General features: G+C 70.0%; 14 protein-coding genes. 5 read left to right on the forward strand and 9 right to left on the reverse strand.

Features of this window, described 5'->3' with window-relative positions; all coding sequences use genetic code 11:
* Positions 1-16 precede the first annotated feature (16 nt).
* The 4 genes from ACWCRD_RS01580 to ACWCRD_RS01595 all read right to left on the reverse strand — a co-directional run bounded on the left by ACWCRD_RS01580 (position 17) and on the right by ACWCRD_RS01595 (position 4,847).
* Entirely contained in the window at positions 17-1,225 is a 1,209-nt protein-coding gene (locus ACWCRD_RS01580) for a hypothetical protein (protein WP_450963944.1), read from the reverse strand.
* Positions 1,226-1,915: 690 nt separating this feature from the next.
* The gene (gene rfbD / locus ACWCRD_RS01585; protein ID WP_450964352.1) at positions 1,916-2,764 is read right to left on the reverse strand and encodes a dTDP-4-dehydrorhamnose reductase; all 849 of its coding nucleotides are present in this window, start codon (positions 2,762-2,764) and stop codon (positions 1,916-1,918) included.
* A gap of 32 nt (positions 2,765-2,796) precedes the next feature.
* Positions 2,797-3,783 carry a dTDP-glucose 4,6-dehydratase gene (rfbB, locus tag ACWCRD_RS01590; protein WP_450963945.1) on the reverse strand — a complete coding sequence of 329 codons (987 nt, stop codon included), beginning with the start codon at positions 3,781-3,783 and terminating at the stop codon, positions 2,797-2,799.
* On the reverse strand, positions 3,780-4,847 hold the full coding sequence (locus ACWCRD_RS01595) for a glucose-1-phosphate thymidylyltransferase (RefSeq protein WP_450963946.1): 1,068 nt from the start codon (positions 4,845-4,847) through the stop codon (positions 3,780-3,782). The genes rfbB and ACWCRD_RS01595 overlap by 4 nt, the downstream gene beginning before the upstream one ends.
* Positions 4,848-5,067: 220 nt before the next feature.
* Between ACWCRD_RS01595 and ACWCRD_RS01600 the strand changes: the two genes are divergently transcribed.
* From ACWCRD_RS01600 to ACWCRD_RS01615, 4 genes are all read left to right on the forward strand, one after another.
* Positions 5,068-7,077, forward strand: a complete 2,010-nt coding sequence (locus tag ACWCRD_RS01600; protein ID WP_450963947.1) for a glycosyltransferase family 2 protein — start codon at positions 5,068-5,070, stop codon at positions 7,075-7,077.
* A 27-nt stretch (positions 7,078-7,104) separates the two neighbouring features.
* Positions 7,105-7,710: a dTDP-4-dehydrorhamnose 3,5-epimerase gene (gene rfbC, locus ACWCRD_RS01605; protein ID WP_344397955.1), complete on the forward strand. Its 606-nt coding sequence runs from the start codon at positions 7,105-7,107 to the stop codon at positions 7,708-7,710.
* A gap of 144 nt (positions 7,711-7,854) precedes the next feature.
* A complete protein-coding gene (locus ACWCRD_RS01610) occupies positions 7,855-9,123 on the forward strand; it encodes an alpha/beta hydrolase (protein WP_450963948.1) in 1,269 nt (422 codons plus the stop codon).
* Positions 9,124-9,347: 224 nt separating this feature from the next.
* On the forward strand, positions 9,348-11,120 hold the full coding sequence (locus tag ACWCRD_RS01615) for a hypothetical protein (RefSeq protein WP_450963949.1): 1,773 nt from the start codon (positions 9,348-9,350) through the stop codon (positions 11,118-11,120).
* Between the two features lie 341 nt (positions 11,121-11,461).
* On the opposite strand, the gene ACWCRD_RS01620 is transcribed toward ACWCRD_RS01615, so the two are convergent.
* Positions 11,462-11,701, reverse strand: coding sequence for a hypothetical protein (locus ACWCRD_RS01620; RefSeq protein WP_450964375.1), 240 nt, complete (start codon positions 11,699-11,701; stop codon positions 11,462-11,464).
* A 286-nt stretch (positions 11,702-11,987) separates the two neighbouring features.
* On the opposite strand from ACWCRD_RS01620, the gene ACWCRD_RS01625 reads away from it, so the two are divergent.
* Positions 11,988-13,559 carry a phosphatase PAP2 family protein gene (locus ACWCRD_RS01625; RefSeq protein WP_450963950.1) on the forward strand — a complete coding sequence of 524 codons (1,572 nt, stop codon included), beginning with the start codon at positions 11,988-11,990 and terminating at the stop codon, positions 13,557-13,559.
* Between the two features lie 102 nt (positions 13,560-13,661).
* Here the strand turns inward: ACWCRD_RS01625 and ACWCRD_RS01630 are convergent, their stop codons facing one another.
* The 4 genes from ACWCRD_RS01630 to ACWCRD_RS01645 all read right to left on the reverse strand — a co-directional run.
* Positions 13,662-14,849: a phospholipase D-like domain-containing protein gene (locus ACWCRD_RS01630; protein ID WP_450963951.1), complete on the reverse strand. Its 1,188-nt coding sequence runs from the start codon at positions 14,847-14,849 to the stop codon at positions 13,662-13,664.
* Positions 14,846-15,196, reverse strand: a complete 351-nt coding sequence (locus tag ACWCRD_RS01635; protein ID WP_450963952.1) for a hypothetical protein — start codon at positions 15,194-15,196, stop codon at positions 14,846-14,848. The genes ACWCRD_RS01630 and ACWCRD_RS01635 overlap by 4 nt, the downstream gene beginning before the upstream one ends.
* 638 nt (positions 15,197-15,834) lie before the next feature.
* Positions 15,835-18,225: a SpoIIE family protein phosphatase gene (locus ACWCRD_RS01640; RefSeq protein WP_450964353.1), complete on the reverse strand. Its 2,391-nt coding sequence runs from the start codon at positions 18,223-18,225 to the stop codon at positions 15,835-15,837.
* Positions 18,226-18,313: 88 nt separating this feature from the next.
* Positions 18,314-21,574, reverse strand: a 3,261-nt coding sequence (locus tag ACWCRD_RS01645) for a HAMP domain-containing protein (protein WP_450963953.1), incomplete at its 5' end; no start/stop codon positions are given.

Genomic DNA, 21,574 nt, shown 5'->3' on the forward strand with positions numbered 1-21,574 from the left:
TGCAGCAGTCCTGCCGTCACAGAGCCTTGTGGGAGACGGTGAGCAGGTAGGTGCCGTAGAAGATGGAGACGACGGCCAGCGCGGTGAGCAGGACGACGATCGTGCGCAGGCGGCTCCGCGCCAGATGCCGGGCGAGCGGGATCAGCAGCGGGAAGGCCGGCAGCAGGAACCTCGGCTTGCTGCTGAAGAAGTGGGTGCCGCCGACGGCCATCACGATGAGGAGCGCGCAGTAGGCGAGCAGGGCCAGGGGCATCCTGTTCAGGACGCAGAAGACGAACAGCAGCAGGTAGCCGAGGACGATCGCGGCGGTCAGATAGACGACGAGGGTGTCGTGCCCGACGATCAGGTGCTTGAACGTGTGGGCCGTGTCGCGGCCGAAGTCGAACCGTGACCCCCACAGGCTCTGTACGTGGAAGTAGCCGAGGGGACTGTGGGTCCGCAGTCCCACCCAGCCGATGTAGCCCAGCCATCCGAGGGGAGCCACTGCGGCGGCCGCCCAGGCGCGTGGCGCGGTGGGCGCACCGGAGCGGCGCAGCTGCCACAGATATGCGACGGCGCCGGTGACGACGGCGGCCGCCACGGCGAGGCCATTTGGGCGACACAGCCCGGCCAGCACCGCCAGCGTCCCCGCGGTCAACCAGCGGCGGGTCAGCACCGCGTAGAGCGCCCAGGCCGCGCAGGCGGTCATGACGGGCTCGGTGTACGCCATCGTCAGGATGATCGCGTGCGGCAGCAGCGCCCACAGCGCCACGAGGAGGATCCCGATGCGTCGTCCGTGCAGCAGCTCGCCGACCGCGTACACGCCCCAGGCGGCCGCCAGGGCGGCAGTCCATGCGATGAGCAGTGCCACGTTGACCGGGCCGATCGGCAGCACCGTGTTCACCGCGTGGATCAGGCCCGGGAAGAGGGGGAAGAACGCCAGGTCGTTGTAGATGGCGTGGCCGTGTTTGGCGTGGGTGATCAGGCCGTAGCCGTACTGCGAGATGTGCCAGTACCAGTGACCGTCCCATTCCAGGCCGGCCACGGTTCGCGGGTGTCTGCCGAGGTGGATCGACCACAGGGTCGCCATGATCACCCCGGTCAGCCGCACGGAGACGAACAACGTCAGTGCCGGCAGGGCCTTTGCCAGCTCGATGCGCCACCGCCGCTGCTGAGTCGGTGGATCGAGTCTCGGCGTGATCCGCCGCATGAGCGCGTTGCTCGTCTGAGTGGGGCTGTCGCCCATTTCGACCTCCTTCGCTGCCCTGCATGAGGGAGCGGCCGGACGCCTGGTTCCATGGATGAGAAATCTCTTACTTCGTGAGAATCAGTGAAATTCATGGTGAGAACGGACGGCAACCTTTGAGGGGCCTGCGGATCACAGGTGCGTGAAATCCAAGTGCACGGTCTCAGGGGCGGCGCCGACTGCCGTGCTGCGTGCCCTGGCGCCCGGTGCGGCCACCGTGGCCGGCGGTACGAACGACACGCTCGTCATCGATACCCGGGACCTGACCGGTAGTCACGAGCTTTGCAGTAGAAGACCTGCGGTGCAAGGCGGACCGGCAGGCCATCACCTGTGTCGCCACGGATTCCCCACAGAGCCGTTCGGTCCCGTTCGCCGTGCGCGCGGCACCGAGGGGGGCACCGGACCCGCACTCACCCTGGTCCCGGCATCAGGGCCGGGAAGCGGTTTCGAGACCGGCGACTCGGGTGGCACCGTCCGGCCACACCCCGGCCGCCGCGGGCAGGGACCGGACGCCCCTCATCGCCACCGCGGCAGGCTGCGTGGCTCTGCCGGGCGGTGCGGTCCTCGTCGTCCGACGTCGCAGGCGCTCCTCGACGCCCACCGGCCCGCGCCCGTCGTAGACGAGCGGGGTGGCCGGAACCAGAAAGGTTCCGGCCACCCCGCTCGTTTCAAGGCGAGTTGTACGTCGGCCTACGGCCGTTCCGCCGCCAGCAGCGCCGGAAACGCCTCATGCAGGGCCTCGCGCCAGTCACGGATCGGCTCGATCCCGGCGGCTGCCCAGCGGTCGTGCCCGAGGACGCTGTACGCCGGTCGGGGGGCCGGGCGGACGTAGGCGGCGCTGGTGGTGGGGCGGACCCGCTCGGGGTCCGCGCCGAGCAGCCGGAAGATCTCCCGGGTGAGGCCGAACCAGGTGGTCTCGCCGCCGCTGGTGCCGTGGTAGATCCCCGCCGGGGCGGTACCCGCCAGCGCGGACTGCCCGAGGCGGACCAGCCGGTCGGCGAGGTCGACGGTCCAGGTGGGCTGGCCGCGCTGGTCGTCGACCACGTCGAGGGTGTCCTTGACGCCCTCCAGCTTGATCATCGTACGGACGAAATTGCCGCCGCCCGCCCCGTACAGCCACGCCGTGCGCACCACATGGCCCGCGTCCGGGAGCGCAGTCAGCACCGCCTGCTCGCCGGCCAGCTTGGTGCGGCCGTAGGCACTGCGGGGAGCCGTCGGATCGTCCTCCGCGTACGGAGAGGCGCCGTCGCCCGCGAAGACGTAGTCCGTGGAGACCTGGAGCAGCCTGGCGCCGGTCTTGGCGCAGGCCGCGGCCAGGTGCCGGGGACCGTCGCCGTTGATCTGCAGCGCCTCGGCCTCCTGGGTCTCCGCATCGTCGACCGCGGTCCAGGCGGCGCAGTTGACCACCACGTCCGGCTGGTGTTCCGCGACGGCCCCGTGCACCGCCTCCGGGTCCGTGATGTCGAGGTCCCCGCGGGTCAGGCCGACGCCCGGCACTCCGTCGGCGGCCAGCCGGGCCAGGAGGTCCTTGCCGAGCATGCCGCCCGCACCGGTGATCAGCCAGGTGGAGGTCACAGCGCCGCCCGCTCCTTCAGGGGCTCCCACCAGGCGCGGTTCTCGCGGTACCAGGCGACCGTCTCCGCGAGGCCGGTGGCGAAGTCCTTGCGGGGTTCGTAGCCGAGCTCCTCGCGGATCTTCGTGCAGTCCACGGAGTAGCGGCGGTCGTGGCCCTTGCGGTCCTGGACGTACTCGACGCTCTCGTCCCAGTCCGCGCCGCACGCCTCGAGCAGCAGCCCGGTCAGCTCCTTGTTGGAGAGCTCGGTGCCGCCGCCGATGTTGTAGACCTCGCCCGGGCGGCCCTTGGTGCGCACCAGGTCGATGCCCTGGATGTGGTCGTCGATGTGCAGCCAGTCGCGGACGTTGCCGCCGTCGCCGTACAGCGGGACCTTCTTGCCGTCGAGGAGGTTGGTGATGAAGAGCGGGATGACCTTCTCGGGGAAGTGGTGGTGCCCGTAGTTGTTGGAGCAGCGGGTGACGCGGACGTCGAGGCCGTGGGTGCGGTGGTACGACAGCGCGATCAGGTCGCTGGACGCCTTCGCCGAGGAATAGGGCGAGTTGGGCTGCAGCGGGTGCGTCTCGGGCCAGGAGCCCTCGTCGATGGAGCCGTAGACCTCGTCGGTGGAGATGTGTACGAAGGTCTTGATGCCGGCCCGGTGCGCGGCGTCGATCAGGGTGTGCGTGCCGACGACATTGGTGCGGACGAACTCCGCGCCGCCGTCGATGGAGCGGTCCACATGCGACTCGGCGGCGAAGTGCACCACTTCGTCGTGCTCGGCCATCAGCTTGCCGACCAGTTCGGGGTCGCAGATGTCGCCCTGCACGAAGGCGAAGCCGGGGTGGGCGCGCACCTCGTCGAGGTTGGCCGGGTTGCCCGCGTAGGTGAGCTTGTCCAGGACGGTTATCGCCACGTCCCCCGGCCCCTCGGGGCCGAGCAGCGTACGGACGTAGTGGGAGCCGATGAAACCGGCACCGCCGGTCACCAGGATTCTGGTTGTCATGAAGAAATCTGTACCTTGCTGTGGTCGCCGAGGACGAGTCGGTGGGCTGCGGGATTGCGGGGCGCGGGAGTGACCTGGACGTCGCGGCCGATGAGCGAGGTCTCGATCCGCCGTACGCCGGTGATGGAGGAGTCGCGCAGGACGATGGAGTACTCGATCTCGCTGTCGTCGATCCGGACGCCCTCGGAGATCGAGGTGAAGGGGCCGACGTACGAGTCGCTGATCACCGAACCGGGTCCGATGATCGCGGGGCCGACGATGCGCGAGCCGCGGACCTCGGCACCGGCCTCGATGCGCACACGGCCGATGATCTCGCTGGAGTCGTCGACGGTGCCCTCGACGCTCGGCTCGACGGTCTCCAGGACGGAGCGGTTGACCTCCAGCATGTCGGCGACGTTCCCGGTGTCCTTCCAGTAGCCGGAGATCGTCGTCGAGCGGACGTCCTTGTGCTGGTCGATCAGCCACTGGATGGCGTGGGTGATCTCCAGCTCGCCGCGCCAGGAGGGCTCGATGCTGCGGACGGCCTCGTGGATCGCGGGGGTGAACAGGTACACGCCGACCAGCGCGAGGTCGCTCTTGGGCTGCTTCGGCTTCTCCTCCAGCCCCTTCACCCGGCCGTTCTCGTCGAGCTCGGCGACACCGAACGACGTCGGGTTGGGCACCTGGGTCAGCAGGATCTGGGCGTCGGGGTGTTCCGTACGGAACTCGTCGACGAGGCCCGTGATGCCGCCGACGATGAAATTGTCGCCGAGGTACATGACGAAGTCGTCATCACCGAGGAACTCGCGCGCGATGAGCACCGCGTGCGCGAGGCCGAGCGGCTTCTCCTGCGGAATGTACGTGACGTCGATCCCGAGCTTCGAGCCGTCGCCGACGGCCTCCCGGATCTCTTCGGCGGTGTCGCCGACGATGATTCCGACATCCGTGATGCCGGCGTCGGCGATCGCCTCCAGCCCGTAGAACAGGACGGGCTTGTTGGCGACGGGCACCAGCTGCTTGGCCGATGTGTGGGTTATCGGACGCAGGCGAGTGCCCGAGCCACCAGAGAGAACGAGAGCCTTCATGCGGCGCATCCTAACCGGGCTCCGGGGCAAGCACCGCTCCGTGCGTTTCATCACAGTTGGCCAAACCATCGTGCGGACTTTGTGATCCGTTTGTGGCCGCGGCCGCCGCTTGACGTGACCACGGTGTGACCGCCACGCGTTAGCCTTGTCCGTCAGCTCGCGGCGGTGTACGCCGTGTCATGACGTTTGACTCCCCAGTGACTGAAGCGGAAGAAGAGACATGCCCATCAAGGTGAGCGTGGTGATCCCGGTCTACAACCCGGGCAACTACATCGAGGACTGCATAGCCTCTCTTCTGCGTCAGAGCCTGCCGGACGACGAGTACGAAGCGATCTTCGTCGACGACGGCTCCACCGACGAGACCCCCGCGCGTCTGGACCGGCTGGCCGCCGAGTACCCCCACATGCACGTCATCCACCAGGAGGGCTCCGGCTGGTCCGGCAAGCCGCGCAACGTCGGCATCGCCGCCGCCAAGGGCGAGTTCATCCAGTTCGTGGACAACGACGACTGGCTGGGCGACGAAGCCCTCGAGCGCATGTACAACTACGGCGTGGAGAACGGCGCCGATGTGATCGTCGGCAAGATGGCCGGAAAGGGCCGCCCGGTCCCGCTGGAGCTGTTCCGCAAGAACCGCCCGCACGCGAACGTCGAGAACGCCCCGCTGATCGACAGCCTCACCCCGCACAAGATGTTCCGCAAGGCGTTCCTGGACAAGTACGACCTCCGCTACATGGAGGGGCGCCGGCGCCTCGAGGACCACGTCTTCGTCACCGAGGCCTATCTGCGGGCCGAGAACGTCTCCGTGCTCAGCGACTATCTGTGCTACTACCACGTCAAGCGCGAGGACGCGTCCAACGCGGGCTTCCAGCGCTTCGACCCGGTCGGCTACTTCAAGAACCTGCGCGAGGCCCTCGACGTCGTCGAGAAGCTCACCGAGCCCGGCCCGCTGCGTGACCGGCTGTTCCGCCGCTGGCTGCGCAACGAGATGGTCGAGCGCATGCGCGGACAGCGCCTGCTGAAGCTGCCGGAGGACTACCGCCAGGAGCTGTTCGACGAGATCCACAAGGTGGTCGTCGAGCGCTTCGGGCCCGGCGTCGCGGCGGGTCTGCAGCCCACGCAGCAGATCGTCGCCGGCCTGATCGCGGCGAACCGGCTCGCCGATGTCGAGGAGTTCGCCCAGTGGGAGTCGGGGATCAAGCCCTCCGGCACCCTGGAGAGCCTCGGCTGGGAGGACGGCAAGCTGTCGATCGGCTTCACCGCCGAGTACAAGTCGGCAGGCGAGCCCATCACCTTCCGTGCCGACGGCGACAAGGACCTGCTCGTCCCGCCGCTGCCGCAGACCAGCCTGGACGCCATCGCCCTGCTGGGCGCGGACACCTCCGCCCCGCTGGGCAAGTCCAAGGTGGACCTCGTCGTGCGTGAGCGCGCGACGGCAGCGGAGTTCTTCCAGCCCGTGGAGCTCACCCGGGAGAAGGTCGCCGTGGCGGGCCGGGAGGGGTACTTCCGGCAGGTGCTGCACGCCACCTCGCGCATCGACCCGCTGTCGGCGGCGAACGGCGCCGGACTGGACGCCGGGATCTGGGACGTCCTCATCCGTATCCACTCGTGCGGGTGGACCAAGGAGACCCGCCTCGGTTCCGTACGCAGCGAGGCGGCCGGGAGCGGACGGCGCGCTGCCGTGGTGGGCTCCCCGGCGCACGTCGTCCTGCCGTACTGGACCGACCCGCACGGCAACCTCTCGCTCGACGTCGACCGGAAGACCAACCGGATCTCCTACGAGTTCGCCGGTCACACCGCCGCCGACGTCACCGTGACAACGGGCCCCGACCGCCTCACCGTTGCGCTGCCCTTCCACGTCCAGGGCGAGAGCGAAGCGGCCGTGAAGCTGACGAAGGTCGCGACCAGCCGGTCGGTCGAGATTCCCGCCACCGTGGCCGCCCGTGCGACCGGCGATGCCGAGTTGAGGGCCGGCCTTACGCTTGGTGAACTGGAGGACGGCCCGTGGCGGCTGGAGCTGATCCTGCCGTCGGCGGGCGCCGCCAAGCCGGTGGCACTGCCGCTGGTGCTCGATGTCTCCGCGAGTGGTGGTGCCGAGGTCAAGCCCCTCGCGGCCGCGGCCGCCGAACTGGGGGCCAAGGCCCCCGGGCGGTCCAAGCCCGCCTCTCGCCCGGCGAAGCGGTCATTCCTGCGCCGCGCGGCGGGCAGGCTCCGTCGGGCTCTGAAGAAGTAACCGAACCACGCGAACTAGGATCGATACGTGCGACCACTGGGCATTGACGGCGCTTGGGTACTGGAGCCCAAGGTCTTCCCCGACGACCGCGGCAGCTTCCACGAGTGGTTCCGCGGCGCGGACTTCCGCGAGGCGACCGGCCAGGACCTCAACCTGGCCCAGGCCAACTGCTCCGTCTCCAAGCGGGGCACCCTGCGCGGCATCCACTTCGCCGACGTTCCGCCGAGCCAGGCCAAGTACGTCAAGTGCGTGCGCGGCGCGGTCATCGACGTCATCGTCGACATCCGCGTCGGATCACCGACGTACAAGCAGTGGGAGGCGGTCCGGCTCGACGACGAGACCCATCACGCGGTCTACTTGTCAGAGGGCCTCGGCCACGCCTTCTTCGCCCTGACGGACGACGCGACGGTGGTCTACCTCTGCTCCGAGGGTTACGCCCCCGAGCGTGAGCACGGCATCCATCCGCTCGACCCGGACCTCGCCATCCAGTGGCCGGACGGCATCGAGCCGCTGCTGTCCCCGAAGGACGAGCAGGCGCCGACCCTCGCCGAGGCGGAGGCCCAGGGTCTGCTGCCGCTGTATGAGGACTGCGTCACATACCGCAGGTCCCTCCGAACGGCTGATGGCTCCTGACCTCTGGTGACGGCCCTTCCGTGAAATCAAGAAGAAGGTATGGGCTTTGTCCCATTAGCGTTTCTTGGGGAACGCGGAAGGGTCCGCAACCCTCCTCCTGGGTGACGGAAAAACCACGGGCAAGGAAACCGGGGACTGAGTGGCATGGGTTTGACCAGCGAGACGACTGTGTACGTGATGGCGGCCGTGGCCGCCATTTGTGTGGCGCTGTTGGTCTGGCTGTGGCCACGGCTGGCCAAGCAGGGCGTGTGGCAGGTGCTCGGACGCCTGGCGGCCGTCGGAGTGGCCCAGGTGACGATCATTGCCGCCTTCGCGTGCTGGCTGAACTCGTCCTACCAGTTCTTCGGATCGTGGGGTGAGCTCTTCGGCAACGTCGACACCGCTCCCGTCGGTGTCACCCAGGCGGGTGGGAACAACGACGGCGGGGCCATTTCCGGCGTCTCCGAGAAGGGCTCCCTCATACAGCCCAACGGCACCGAGCAGTTGAACCGCGTCAGCGGACTGCCCACCGGCCCCGCGGCGGTGAACGGGCGGGTCGAGTCCGTGAAGGTCATCGGCCGCCGCACCGGCGTCGTCGACCCGGCCTTCGTGTACCTGCCGCCGCAGTACTTCCAGAAGGCGTACCACCGGCAGCGCTTCCCGGTGATCGTCGCGCTCAGCGGCTACCCCGGCTCCATCTTCAACCTCGCGCAGTACCTGCGGGTGTCACAGACCGCCGGAGAACTGCAGAAGAGCGGCCAGATGCAGCCGACCATCATGGTGATGATCCGGCCGACGATCGCTCCGCCGCGCGACACCGAGTGCGTGAACGTGCCGGGCGGACCGCAGACCGAGACGTTCCTGGCGAAGGACCTGCCGGACGCCCTGAAGTCCACGTACCGGGTGGGCCACGACGCCACCGCGTGGGGCGTCATGGGTTACTCCTCCGGCGGAACCTGTGCCCTGCAGCTGACGATGCGCAACCCGCACGTGTACACGACGGCCGGTGCCCTGTCGCCCGATTACAAGATCAAGGACGACGCCACGACCGGCAACCTCTTCGGCAGCGGACTGGGCCGCGTCAACCGGATCAACAGTCACGACCTGATGTGGCGGCTCAAGCACCTTCCCGCGCCCCAGGTCTCCGTGCTGGTCGCCGACAGCAAGCATGGCGAGAAGGGTTACCCCGAGACGCTGGCCTTCATCAAGGCGGTCAAGGCACCCATGCGCGTCGTGTCGATCCTGCCCGAGAGCGGCAGCCACAACTTCCCGACCTGGGTACGGGAGATGCCGGCCACCCTGAAGTGGATGAACCAGCAGCTGACCTTCCCCCAGGACGTCGTGCCCCGGCACCTCCCCAAGCCGAAGCCGGGCCACACCACGGTGCGTGCCTCGGGCCAGGAGCCGTCGGAGGCCCCCACCAGGCGCAGGTGACGCAGGATCCTTGCTCTCGCCCTACAAACTGTAGGGTGAGAGGAAGGTGAGAAGAAGCCTGCCCCTCCACGAGGCCGAACAGGGTCAGCCGACGGATGGTCTCTGACCCTGTGAGACTCGCCCCTCCAGCACTTACCTACACGTTGTAGTAGTTGCTCCTAAGTGGCTGAACGCGCGTGGGTGCTGCCCAATGGAGACGAGGCAGAGGAGGAGGCGGTCGCGAGATGGACGCTCGTCGCGACGGAACAAGCGTCGAGCTTCCCGGGAGTGCCGGGACGGACCTGATGCCGCCGCCTCCGACCCGGGCCGCGGTGCCCGGGGTCCAGGAGGCCGGCCCCCAGCAGTGGCACCGTGGGATGACGCTGGTGGCCACGATCAGCCTGTTCATCGGGACGCGGGACGCCTGGACCGCCGCGATGGCATCCCGCCCGGCCGTCGCCGCGGGGATCTCCGCCTGCTACGCCTCGATCCTGATCTGTGCCGTGCTCGCCCTCTTCGTGCGCACCCGCAGGGCGCTCGTCCGGGTGGACGCGGCGGTGCTGCTGACCGCCGTGGCGCTGGTGACCTGCGGCTATCTGCTCGACCACGCCGGCAGCGACGAAGGCGTGCTGACCGCCCAGGCCGCGAACCAGATCCTGCACGGCCATCCGGTCTACGGCCAGTCCTGGCCCTGGCTCTTCGACAGCGTCCGCGTCGGGATCACCAAGACCATGTCCGGCGGCGCCGACTACACCTACGGCTATCCGCCGCTGACGGCCCTGCTCGCCACACCGGTGCATGCCGTCGTCCATTCAACGGCGGCCGCCACGCTGGTGACCACCGGGGCGCTCCTGGCCTCCTCGGTCCTGTTGTGGTTCCTGCTGCCGGCACCCTGGCGGTCGGCGGCCACCGCGGTCTGCCTCGGTTTCGGCTTCCTGCCCCAGTACGCCTACGCCGGCTATCCGGCGATCACGGCCCTCGCCCTCCTCGTCCCCGTGGTGGTGCGCTGGCCCGCCACGGGCGCGGGCGGTCAACTGAGAGGCAGGGGAGTGCTGCGTGCGGCCTGTCTGGGCGCGGCCTGCGCCGCTCAGCAACTCGCCTGGTTCCTCACGCCGTTCCTCCTGATCGGCCTGTACGCCGTCAGACGCGGCGAACTCGGCCCGCGGCGTGCGCTCGCCGTCACCGCCCGGTATGCCGGCACGGCCGTACTCGCCTGGGCCGCCGTCAACGCCTACTTCGCCGTCCAGGAGTTCTCCGCCTGGCTGCACGGTCTGCTGCTGCCGCTCGACCAGAAGGCGATCCTGCACGGCCAGGGCCTGATGGGCATCTCCTACTACTTCACCGCGGGCAGCAGCCGCCTCGACTACTACTCCTACGGCAGCCTGCTGCTCCTGCTCGGCCTGCTGGCCGCCACCCTGCTGTTCGTCCGGCGCCTCGGCCCCGCGATCACCGTGCTGCCCTGGTGTGCGTTCTATCTGGCCACGCGTTCCCAGGACGGCTACTTCCTGATGATGACGCCGCTGTGGCTCGCGGCCGTCGCCACCGTCCCGGCCGCCGCGCTCGCCACCGCCTGGCAGCCACGTCTGACCGCCGCCTTCGGCCGCCGTGCGAAGGGCGCCGTGGCCGTGGGCCTGCTCCTGCCTGCCCTCGCCTGTGTGACGGTCGCCGCCGCGAGCCCACCGCCCCTGCGCATGAGCCTCGCCCCCCGCTACGCCACCCACCACTCGGGCGCGGGCGTCACCGCCGTCGCCGTACGGGCCGTCAACACCACGGGCACGCCCCTCGCCCCGCACTTCGCGAGCCGCACCGGGCAGGGCGCCTCCAACTGGTGGACCATCACCTCCGGCCCGGCGACCCTGGCGCCCCACGCCGTTGCCGAATACGTCGTCCAACCCCCGGGAGGCTTCCGCGCCCTCCCGAACGGCACGCACGCACGCACCTACCTCATCGCCGTCACCGGCACCCCGATGACGATCACCACGACCGCCATCCCGCCCGCACCGCCGTCGAAGCGGTGAACGGTGGCCGCGCGGCGCGGTGAGCGAGACGAAGCCCCCTGCTCTTCAGTACCGCTTCGACGGCAGATGCCGCCGGAGATCCTTCGCGATGTGCGGGCGTAGCCGTCGCCTGCGCAAAGCGTTCGGCAAGGTGTACCTGCCTGCCGCGAGGACGCGCCCGCTGCCGGCATGGCTGCCGCCCGCCTGCTGCCTCACGGGTCTCACCTACTTGTCGACCAGGGACATGTGGTGCTCGTCGTAGCGGTCGCCTTGGATGCCGATCCGGCCGGCCAGTTCGGTCGGCCAGTGTCGGCGGAGAGCGCTGCATGTCGCCTCCGTCCGTGCCGGCGCGAGCTCGGGCGTCAGGCCGGGGCCTGGCGGGGCTGGCCTCCGTCGGAGAGGAGCTCATCGAACAGGGCGCGGTAGTGCACCATGGCGCTGCGCAGCTGCTCGGTGGTGGCTTTGTGGCTCACGCTGAGCGTGTCGATCTCGTGTGCGGCCCGGTAGTGCTCAAGGGTGCGGCCGTGCTCTACGGAGTCCAGTACCGCCCCCGATGGGGTGACCGTGGTGTCGTGCCAGAAGGCCCGGGATGCGTGGGGCACCGCCTGACGAGGCCCATGCGCGAAGGCGATGGGTAGGGCGGGTGGTTGTACAGGCAGCCGCGGCGGGCGAGGAAGCCCGGCTTGAGAGAGCGTCGGCCATGGACGTCTTCGCAGGAACAACTCCATGATCCACGTCGCGTCCATCGACAACCTCGCCAAGCGCATAACGGACGAGACCACGCCAACCTGGCGAGGAGCCTGCTAGCGCATAAGCGGCAATCCGCCTACATCGAGCGGCCTCTCGCGCGGAAGGATGTGAGAGGTCTCGCGGGGTACCAGAACTGCCATGAGCATGCGAGAAGTGGGCCGGGTACGTCAGTTGCTGTCCGCGGTCGACCATGCCCTGTTCCATGCGGTCTCGGCCCGCCGGTGGCCGGCCGCCGAGCCCGTCCTGCCGCGGCTGAGCAGGGTCGCCGACCATGGAGTGCTGTGGGGCGGAGTGGCCGCGGGTCTGTGGGTGTTCGGCGGTGCGCGGGGCCGCCGGGCGGCCATGCGGGGCATGGCGTCCCTGGCTGTGGCCTCCGCCCTGGTCAACACCGTGACCAAGCGGTCCGTGGGCAGGGCGCGGCCCCTGCTGGACGGCGTGCCGGCTGCCCGGCGTCTGCACCGGCCTCCGTTCACCACATCCTTCCCTTCCGGTCACGCCGCGTCCGCTGCCGCGTTCGTCACCGGCGTCGCCCTGGAGTCGCCGCGCGCGGGAGCCGCAGTGGCGCCGCTCGCCGCGTCCGTGGCCTTCTCCCGGGTGTACACCGGTGCCCACTTCCCCGGCGACGTGCTGGCCGGCGCGGTGCTCGGGGCCGGTGCCGCCTACGCGGTACGCGGGATGGTGCCGTCCCGCTCCCAGCTGCCGCCGCCGGCCCGGGCCCGCACGGACGTGAGGGCGCTACCGGGAGGGAAGGGGCTGGTGCTGGTCGTCAACCCGGACTCCGGCGCCCAACCCCAACTCACCGATCCGGTACGCCAGTTGCGTGCGACGCTGCCCGAGGCGGAGATCCGGCTGTACGGGGAGCAGGGGCCACCGCTGCCCGAGTTGCTCGCCGAGGCCGCGCGCCGAGCTGCCGCACTGGGCGGAGCGCTGGGCGTGTGCGGCGGTGACGGCACCGTGAACGCCGCGGTGGCGCCGGCACTGGCCGCTGACGTCCCCCTTCTGGTGCTGCCTGGCGGCACCTTCAACCATTTCGCCGCCGACCTCGGCGTCGACACCATTGCCGACGCCTGCCGGGCGGTGACCGAGGGCAGCGCCGTCCGGGTCGACGTGGGGCGCGTGCGGCCGCTGGAGGAGAGGGACGCGGCAGAGCCCCGCTACTTCCTCAACACTTTCAGCCTCGGTGTCTACCCGGAGCTGGTGCGGCTGCGCGAGCGGTGGTCGCCGCGGATCGGAGGGCCGCCGGCGACCCTGCTCGCCGTCCTGCACGCGCTGCGTCGCTCGCGGCCGTTGCGAGCCGAGGTGAACGGGCGGAAGCGGCCGCTGTGGCTGCTGTTCGCCGGCAACGGCTCGTACCGCAGTGTCGGCATCGCGCCGGTGCGCCGGCACGATCTGGCGGACGGCCTGCTCGATCTGCGGGTGGCCCGCGCAGGCCGGTTCGCCCGTACCAGGCTGCTCGCTGCGGCGTGCGCGGGTCGGCTCACCCGTACGCCGTTCTACGCGGCGGCACGTGCCGAACGCCTGGAGGTGTCGTCGCTGCCGGCGGGCGCCCGTATGGCCTGCGACGGGGAGCTCGTCCCGGCGCCGCGCGCCTTCGTGCTGGACAAGCTGCCGGAGGCACTGACCGTCTACCGGCCCGACACCGAGCCCGCTTCGGACGAGTCCCTGTCGGCACCGGCAGTACCGACCCACCGCGTGCACAGGGCGCACTGACGGCATGACGGTCACAGCACGCGGGTGGCGATTCCCTCCGGGCTCAAGGGCGGCTCGGCTCTCCCTGCTGGGGCGCACGCGCCCGCGTGACCGGGCAACCCGTCACAGGAAGCGGCGTACGGGCACCACGGCGGCTTCGCGCAGCCGCTGTACAGTCGCGCGACGACGCCAGCGGCCCGGGTCGACCGGCGCGGTGCGAGTCAGGTCGTCGTCGTAGTCGTGGTCGAGGGTGGCGGTGAACTCCTCGTCTAGGACGGCGAGCATGACTTCCTCGTCGTGATCCATGGAACGCCGGTTGAAGTTGGTCGAACCGATCAGCGAGGCGATCCCGTCCACCGTAATGATCTTGGCGTGCATCATCGTCGGCTGGTACTCGAAAATCCTCACTCCGGCGTCGAGGAGACGGGAGTAGTGGCCCTGGCCGGCCAGTCGGCAGGCACGTTGGTCGGTGTGCGGGCCCGGCAGCAGGATCTCGACGTCCACTCCGCGCCGAGCGGTCGCGCACAGCAGGTCGACGAAGTAGGTGTCGGGCGCGAAATAGGCGGTGGCCAGGCGAAAGCGGCGCTCGGCGGAGGTGAGCACGACGCGCAGCAGGGTCTGCATGTCCTGCCAGCCCAGGCTCGCGGAGCCGCGCACGACCTGGACGACGCTGGTGCCGTGCTGCTCGTGTTCGGTGAAGCGGTCGCGCTCGTCGTACAGGTCGTCACAGCACTCCGCCCAGTTCTGCGCGAAGGCGGCGGCGACGCCGTCGACGGCGGGACCGCGCAGACGGACGTGGGTGTCGCGCCACTCACCCGGATGGCGGGCGTCGCCGCACCACTCCTCGGCGATGCCGACGCCGCCGGTGAAAGCGGTGTGCTCGTCCACGACGAGCGCCTTGCGATGGCAGCGGTGGTTCTGCTTCAGCGGCGACAGCCACAGCGGCCTGCGGAACCAGGCCACCCGCACCCCGGCGGCGCCCATCCGCTCCAGCAGCTCCCGCTCGATCTCCTTGGCCCCGAACCCGTCCAGCAGCAGTCGCACCCGTACGCCCGCGCGGGCCCGGTCGGCGAGGGCGTCGGCGAACTCGTGCGCGATCTCACCACGCCAGTAGACGAAGGTCATCATGTCGATGGTGTACCGGGCGCCTTTGATCGCCGCCAGCATGGCGGGGAATATCCGGTCCCCGTTGCGCAGTGGCACCAGTTCGTTGCCTTCGGTCGCGGCCACCCCGATCAGCCGCTCCAGACGCCGTCTGAGCCGCTGGGAGCGCTCAGGCAGCACCGCGCTGCGCTCGGCGGCGGCCGTCATGCGGCATCCTCGTGGTCGTGGTGCACGGCGAGAGCGGCCAGCCGGGTGGGCCGGACCGGTAGCGGCATGGCCGCCCCGGTCACGTCGAGGACGAGGGCCGCAAACGGCGCGAGCACCGACGAGTCCTTGGCCTTGCCGGTCACTCGCTCCGGCGGGATCAGCGTGCTCAGCCGCGCCGAGTCGCGCAGCCCCAAATCCGGCAGATCGAGCACCGGCCGGACGTGTCCCTCGCAGGCCGTGTCCGCTGCGGCCACCCTCACCTCGGGCGCGAAAAAATGGTTCGTCTCGGCGCCGACCGCGCTCACGGCGAGGTCGCGCTCCCCCGGGCCAACGGCCGCCCTGCTCAATTCGTCCACCTCTGGTGGCCCTTCCCTCGGCTCGCCGACCGTCGGCGAAGTCCCCGCGGGACACCGGCCGACCGGAGTGCGGGCGGTGCGGTTGTCGCCCGCCCCCGGGCATTGAAGCAGAGGCCGGAGACTCGCCGGGACACGGAGCCCCGGCATACGACGAAACGACCTTCGCCCAGGTCCTCCGCACTTTCCCGGGTCGCCCGCAGGCCGTAGGCCAGGTGCCCGCACAGAGCCCGTGGCACGGTGGTCGCCGCCCGCCCACCGGGTATGGCTGCGGGACAGCGGCAAGGGCGGCGGCGTGGCGAGGGGCGCTCCTCGAACGCGCGGGCGGTGAGCCCGTCTGGGGCTTTCCTCCGGCGTGGGGTGAACCGGATCCGGGCATCCGGGTCGCACGGACAGGCGCATCCGCTCCATCACCCCGCTTCGCAGCCGACATGGTCCGACGACAGGCTCTGCGCGTGCGGGTCGGCACCGTACCTTCTGTTGACAGCCGATGGGTAGCGCTACGAGCAGAACGCCAGATCCTTCGCGTGCGGGCGGGCCCACATCCGCGCAGCTCCTCACAGAACTCCGCGTGGCACCTGTGCCGGCTCCGGCTCTTGCTGCGGTCGGCGACCGCCTGCCGCGAGGGCAGGTCAGTCGGTTCTTATGCCCACGATGCATGTGTCGTCGTCGGTGTCCGACCTGCTGTAGGTGAGCAGCTGGTCGAGTTGCTGGTCCAGGGTCCGGGGACCCGAGCGTGCCATGTCCAGCAGATGGGACAGGGACTCCTCCAGCGAACGGTCCCGGCGCTCGATCAGCCCGTCGGTGTACATCAGGAGGGTGTCTCCCTCCGCCAGTTGCAACTCGCTCTCCTCGTACACCGCCTCCGGCAGGGCACCCAACAGCAGGCCCGTGAGGGTGGGCAGCGTGGTGGCTTCGGCCCCGCGCACCAGGACCGGCGGCGGATGCCCGGCCCGCGCCCAGCGCATGACCCGCCTCGCAGGGTCGTAGAGACCGCACACGGCGGTCGCGGTGACTGCACCCGTGAGGTGGTGGGCGACGATGTTCAGCCAGGACAGCAGCTGACCGGGGCCGGCTCCGGTGACGGCGAGGCCCCGGAGAGCGTTGCGCAGCACGACCATGCTGGTGGCCGCCTCGATCCCGTGTCCGGCGACGTCTCCCACGCACAGCAGCACGGGTCCGGAGGGCAGGACGACGGCGTCGTACCAGTCGCCGCCCACCAGGTTCTCCGTCTCGGCCGGCCGGTAACGCACGGCCACCTGCAGATTGGGGACGCGCAGCGGGGCCTGGGCGGGCGGCATGATGGCGTGCTGCAGTTGGAGGGCGAGCCGGTTGCGCTCCATGGCCTGCTGCTCTGTGTGGGCGAGTTGGTCGCGGGTCGCGGCGAGGGCGACCTCGGTCCAGTGCTGGGCGGAGATGTCCTGGTAGGCGCCGCGAACGCCCAGCAGCTGGCCGGATGTGTCGAGGACTGGTTCGGCGACCACGCGCATGTGCCGGGTCACCCCGTCCGGGCGCCGCAGCCGGAATGCGGCCGACGCCGGTTTGCGGTGGTGCAGCAGTGTGCGCAGGAACCGCCCGATCGCGACGGCGTCGTCGGGGTGGGAGTAGGCGGGAAGCTCCTCCAGGGCGACCGGTGTGCTTGTGGGCGGGCGGCCGTAAAGGCTGAACAGCTGGGCGTTCCAGGTGATCTCACCGGTCAGCAGGTTCTCCTCGAAGCCGCCGATCCGGCCGAGCCGCTGGGCGTGCTGGAGCAGGCTGGCCAGGCGTGCGGTCTCGTCCTCGATGCGCCAGATGAGCAGGATGCTGGAGCCGTGGCGGCTGATGCTGATGTCGGCGACCGCGGAGAGCGGAACCTGCTCGACGACGGCTGTGAGCTGCATGCGCCGGGCGCGGAACGGCTCGCCGGTCGCGTACACCCGCTCCACGCGCTGGAACAGGTCGCCGGTGTCGGCGGTCATCGGGTAGGCCTCCAGCAGCAGTGCGCCGCCGATGACGGCCCGCGGGCGGCCCGCCGGATCCAGGAAGCGGCTGTTGACGTGCTGGATACGGAAGTCGATGAGGTGTCCGGCGTCGTCGAGGTGCGGCACGAGCACCAGGGCCGGATCGTGCAGGCCGTCCGCGAGGTCCATCAGCTCCGCCACGTCCGGCACCACGCGGGGCTCCTGCGCGGCCTGGGCGGCGGGCAAGAAGTTCTCCAGGGTGTGCGCGCACAGTTCGGCGAGGGTTTCCACCTGCCGCAGCACCGGGCGCGGCAGCGGGCTCTCGGGCTTGGGCCAGGCGATCTCCAGGACCCCGTGGATGCGTCCACCCACGCCGGCGGGTACGGCGATCCGTGCGCCGTCGGTGTAGTCGCGCCGACCGATGGTGGGCAGCCCGGAGGCGGCGAGCGAGGGCAGCCACTGCCCGCCGGGCTCGGTCAGTCCACGCCGGGCCACCGTGGTCACGTCGGGTGGTACGTAACGCCAGAGGGTCGCCTCCGCCGGGGTGAAGCCGGCGCTGCCGACGAGCGCGAGTGAGCCGTCCGGGCCTGCCGCCCAGATCGCCACGGCGACGGCACCGAGCGGACGCAGGGCGTGGTCGAGCAGGGAGTCGGCCATCGCCTGGGTGTCGGGGGCGGCCAGGAGGCCGCTCTCGGCCGCGCGCAACCGTACGGCGGCGGAGTCCTCGATCGGGCCGGAGCGGTCCGCGGTCGCGCTCAGGAACGCCTCGGTCACCTCCGCGACGCGGTCCTTGGCGGCCTGGTTGATGATGTCCACCGCGAGTTCGAGCGGTGTCACCTCGGCCTGCTCGGTCAGTTCGGCGAGCTGCCGGGCTGCCTGGGCGGGGCCGCAGCCCAAGCGCTCGACCAGGATGCCTTTGGCCAGTTCGATCAGGGCCCGGCCCTCGGCCTCCGCCTGGGCGGCGCGCACCTCCCGGTGCAGCCGCTCCACGGTGGCGGCGAGCCTGCCCACGGGAGAGACCGCGGGCACGTCGATCGGCACGGCGTCGTCCGACGGCAGCGGGGCGGGCACCCCGGCCGCCATGCTCGGTACGGCAGGTGGCTGGTGAGTCGTCACCGGACGGCCTCTCCTCGACGTGCGATCGAGGGCATGCGCGATGCCCTGCCCCTCGTCATGCGGACAGCCAGCGTCGGACGCAGGCCATGAGGTCATTGGTGTCCACCGGTTTCGTCACGTAGTCACTGGCGCCCGAGGCGAGGCTCTTCTCCCGGTCGCCCTGCATCGCCTTGGCCGTCACGGCGATCACCGGGAGGTCGGCGAACTGCGGCATGTTGCGGATCTCGGCCGTGGCCGCGTACCCGTCCATCTCGGGCATCATCACGTCCATCAGGACCAGGTCGACATCCGGATTGCTGATCAACGTCTCGATGCCGTTACGGCCGTTGTCCGCGTGCAGGACGCGGAAGCCGTGCATTTCGAGGATGCCGCTGATCGCGAACAGGTTGCGCGCGTCGTCGTCCACGACCAGGACGGTACGGCCGTGGCTGTGCCCCTCGTCCAGGCCTGCCGGTGTGTTCTGCAGTTCCTCTCCGCGGACGAGGGCGAGCACCTCGCCGGGTTCCTCGGCGGACAGGTGCAGGGCGATCCGCTCCCGTAGCTCGTCCAGGCTGGACAGGAACTCCAGGGAGCCGCCCGCTCCGGTCTCCGGGGGCCCGGCTCGGTGGGAGCTGTGCACCAGTACGGGGACACCGGCGAGGGCGGAGTCGCCGCGCACCGCGTCCAAGAACTGGGCCGACTCGCCATCGGGCTGCCCCAGTTCCACCACGACGCAGTGGCAGGGCTCGGCGGCGAGGGCGCCGGCCGCCTCCTGGGCGCCGACCGCGGTGATGATGTCGACGGGCGTGCCGTTGCCGGGGCCGTGTTCCAGATCACCGATGACGCTCTCCGCGACGAGGGTCAACAGGCCGCGCGGGCGTTCCTCCACAACGAGCAGCCTGCGCGCTCGCTGTCCCCTCGGGGCGGTGCCGGCTGCTGCCACAGGCAGTGGGTGCGAGGCAGTGCCGTCAGGTCGCTCCTGTTCGGCCGGCGGCACCGCGCCACGCGCACCGTGGAGGTTTTCGTCGAAGTCGGGCCGGGCCACGGGCAGGAACAGGGTGAAGGTGCTGCCCTTGCCCGGTGTGCTGTCGACGGCGACGGCGCCGCCGAGCAGGTGGGCGATCTCCCGGGTGATGGACAGGCCGAGCCCGGTGCCGCCGTACTTGCGGCTGGTGGTGCCGTCTGCCTGTTGGAACGCGCCGAAGATCGTCTCCAGCTGCTGCTCCTGGATGCCGATGCCGGTGTCCTTCACCCGGAACGCGACCACCGCGCCGCCGCGCACCACTCCCTCGGGCACCTCGTCGTCGCCGACCGGTTCGACGCGCAGTTCGACGGCACCCTGTTCGGTGAACTTCACCGCGTTGGACAGCAGGTTGCGCAGGATCTGGCGGAGCCGGGAGTCGTCGGTGAGGAGGTCGGCGGGCGCGCCCGCCGATGTGGTGACGGTGAACTCAAGGCCTTTTTGCGAGGTCATCGGCCGGAACGTGGCCTCGACGTAGTCGATGAGCTGGCGCAGCGAGACACGTTCGGGTGTCACGTCCATCTTGCCGGCCTCGACCTTGGACAGGTCGAGGATGTCGTTGATCAGCTGCAGCAGGTCGGAGCCCGCCGAGTGGATGATGCCCGCGTACTCGACCTGCTTCGGGGTGAGGTTGCGGGACGGGTTCTGGGCCAGCAACTGGGCCAGGATGAGCAGGCTGTTGAGCGGCGTACGCAGCTCGTGGCTCATGTTGGCGAGAAACTCGGACTTGTACTTGGAGGCGAGAGACAACTGCTGGGCGCGCGCCTCCAATTCCTGCCGCGCCTGCTCGATCTGCAGGTTCTTCGCCTCGATGTCGCGGTTCTGCTCGGCGAGCAGCGAGGCCTTCTCCTCCAGTTCGGCGTTGGACTGCTGCAGCTCCTCCTGCCGGGCCTGCAACTCCGCCGAGCGGGCCTGCAGTTCGCTGGTGAGCCGCTGGGACTCTTCGAGGAGTTCGTCGGTGCGGGCGTTGGCGACGATCGTGTTGACGTTGACCCCAATGGTGTCCACGAGCTGCTGGAGGAAGTCACGCTGGATCGCTGTGAACGGGGTGACGGAGGCCAGCTCGATGACGCCGAGCACCTGCTCCTCGAAAAGGATGGGCAGCAGCAACAGCGCGGTGGGTTCGGTCTGCCCCAGTCCGGACGAGATGGTGACGTATCCGGCCGGCAATTCGTCCACGGCGATCGTACGGCGGCTGCGCGCGGACTGACCGACCAGGGAGCGGCCGAAGGGGATGCGGTCCGGTCTGCCGTCCTCCTCGGGGCGGCCGTAGGAGCCGACGAGCCGTAGCTCGGGCCCCTTCTCACCATCCTCGGCGAGGTAGAAGGCGCCGTACTGGGCCGACACCTGGGGAACCAGCTCGTCCATGATGAGCTCGGCTACGACGGACAGGTCGCGATGCCCCTGCATCAGACCGGAGATCAGGGCGAGGTTGGTCTTGAGCCAGTCCTGTTCCTGGTTGGCCATGGTGGTCTCGCGCAGCGACTCCACCATGGAGTTGATGTTGTCCTTGAGGTCCGCGACCTCACCGGAGGCCTCCACGGTGATGGACCGGGTCAGATCGCCCTCGGCGACGGCGCTGGCCACGTCGGCGATCGCACGGACCTGCCGGGTGAGGTTGCCGGCGAGCTCGTTGACGTTCTCGGTAAGCCGTTTCCAGGTGCCTGACACTCCTTCGACCTCGGCCTGCCCGCCGAGGCGGCCCTCGGTGCCCACCTCGCGCGCCACCCGCGTGACCTCGTCCGCGAACGCCGACAGCTGGTCCACCATCGTGTTGATGGTGGTCTTCAGCTCGAGGATCTCGCCCCGGGCGTCGACGTCGATCTTCTTCGACAGGTCGCCCTTGGCGACGGCGGTCGTCACGAGGGCGATGTTGCGCACCTGGCCGGTGAGGTTGTTGGCCATGGAGTTGACATTGTCGGTGAGGTCCTTCCAGGTGCCGGCCACGTTGGGCACGTGGGCCTGTCCGCCGAGCCGTCCCTCGGTCCCCACCTCGCGGGCCACACGCGTGACCTCGTCCGCGAACGCCGACAGGGTGTCGACCATGGTGTTGATGACATCGGCGAGCGCGGCGACCTCGCCCTTGGCCTCGACGGTGATCTTCTGCGAGAGGTCGCCCTTGGCCACCGCGGTGGCGACCTGGGCGATGGAGCGCACCTGGCCGGTGAGGTTGGAGGCCATCACGTTGACGTTGTCCGTGAGGTCCTTCCAGGTGCCCGCCACTCCGCGCACCTGAGCCTGCCCGCCGAGACGGCCCTCGGTGCCGACATCGCGGGCCACACGGGTGACCTCGTCCGCGAACGCCGAGAGCTGGTC

This window comes from Streptomyces sp. NPDC002092 (genome assembly GCF_053593775.1).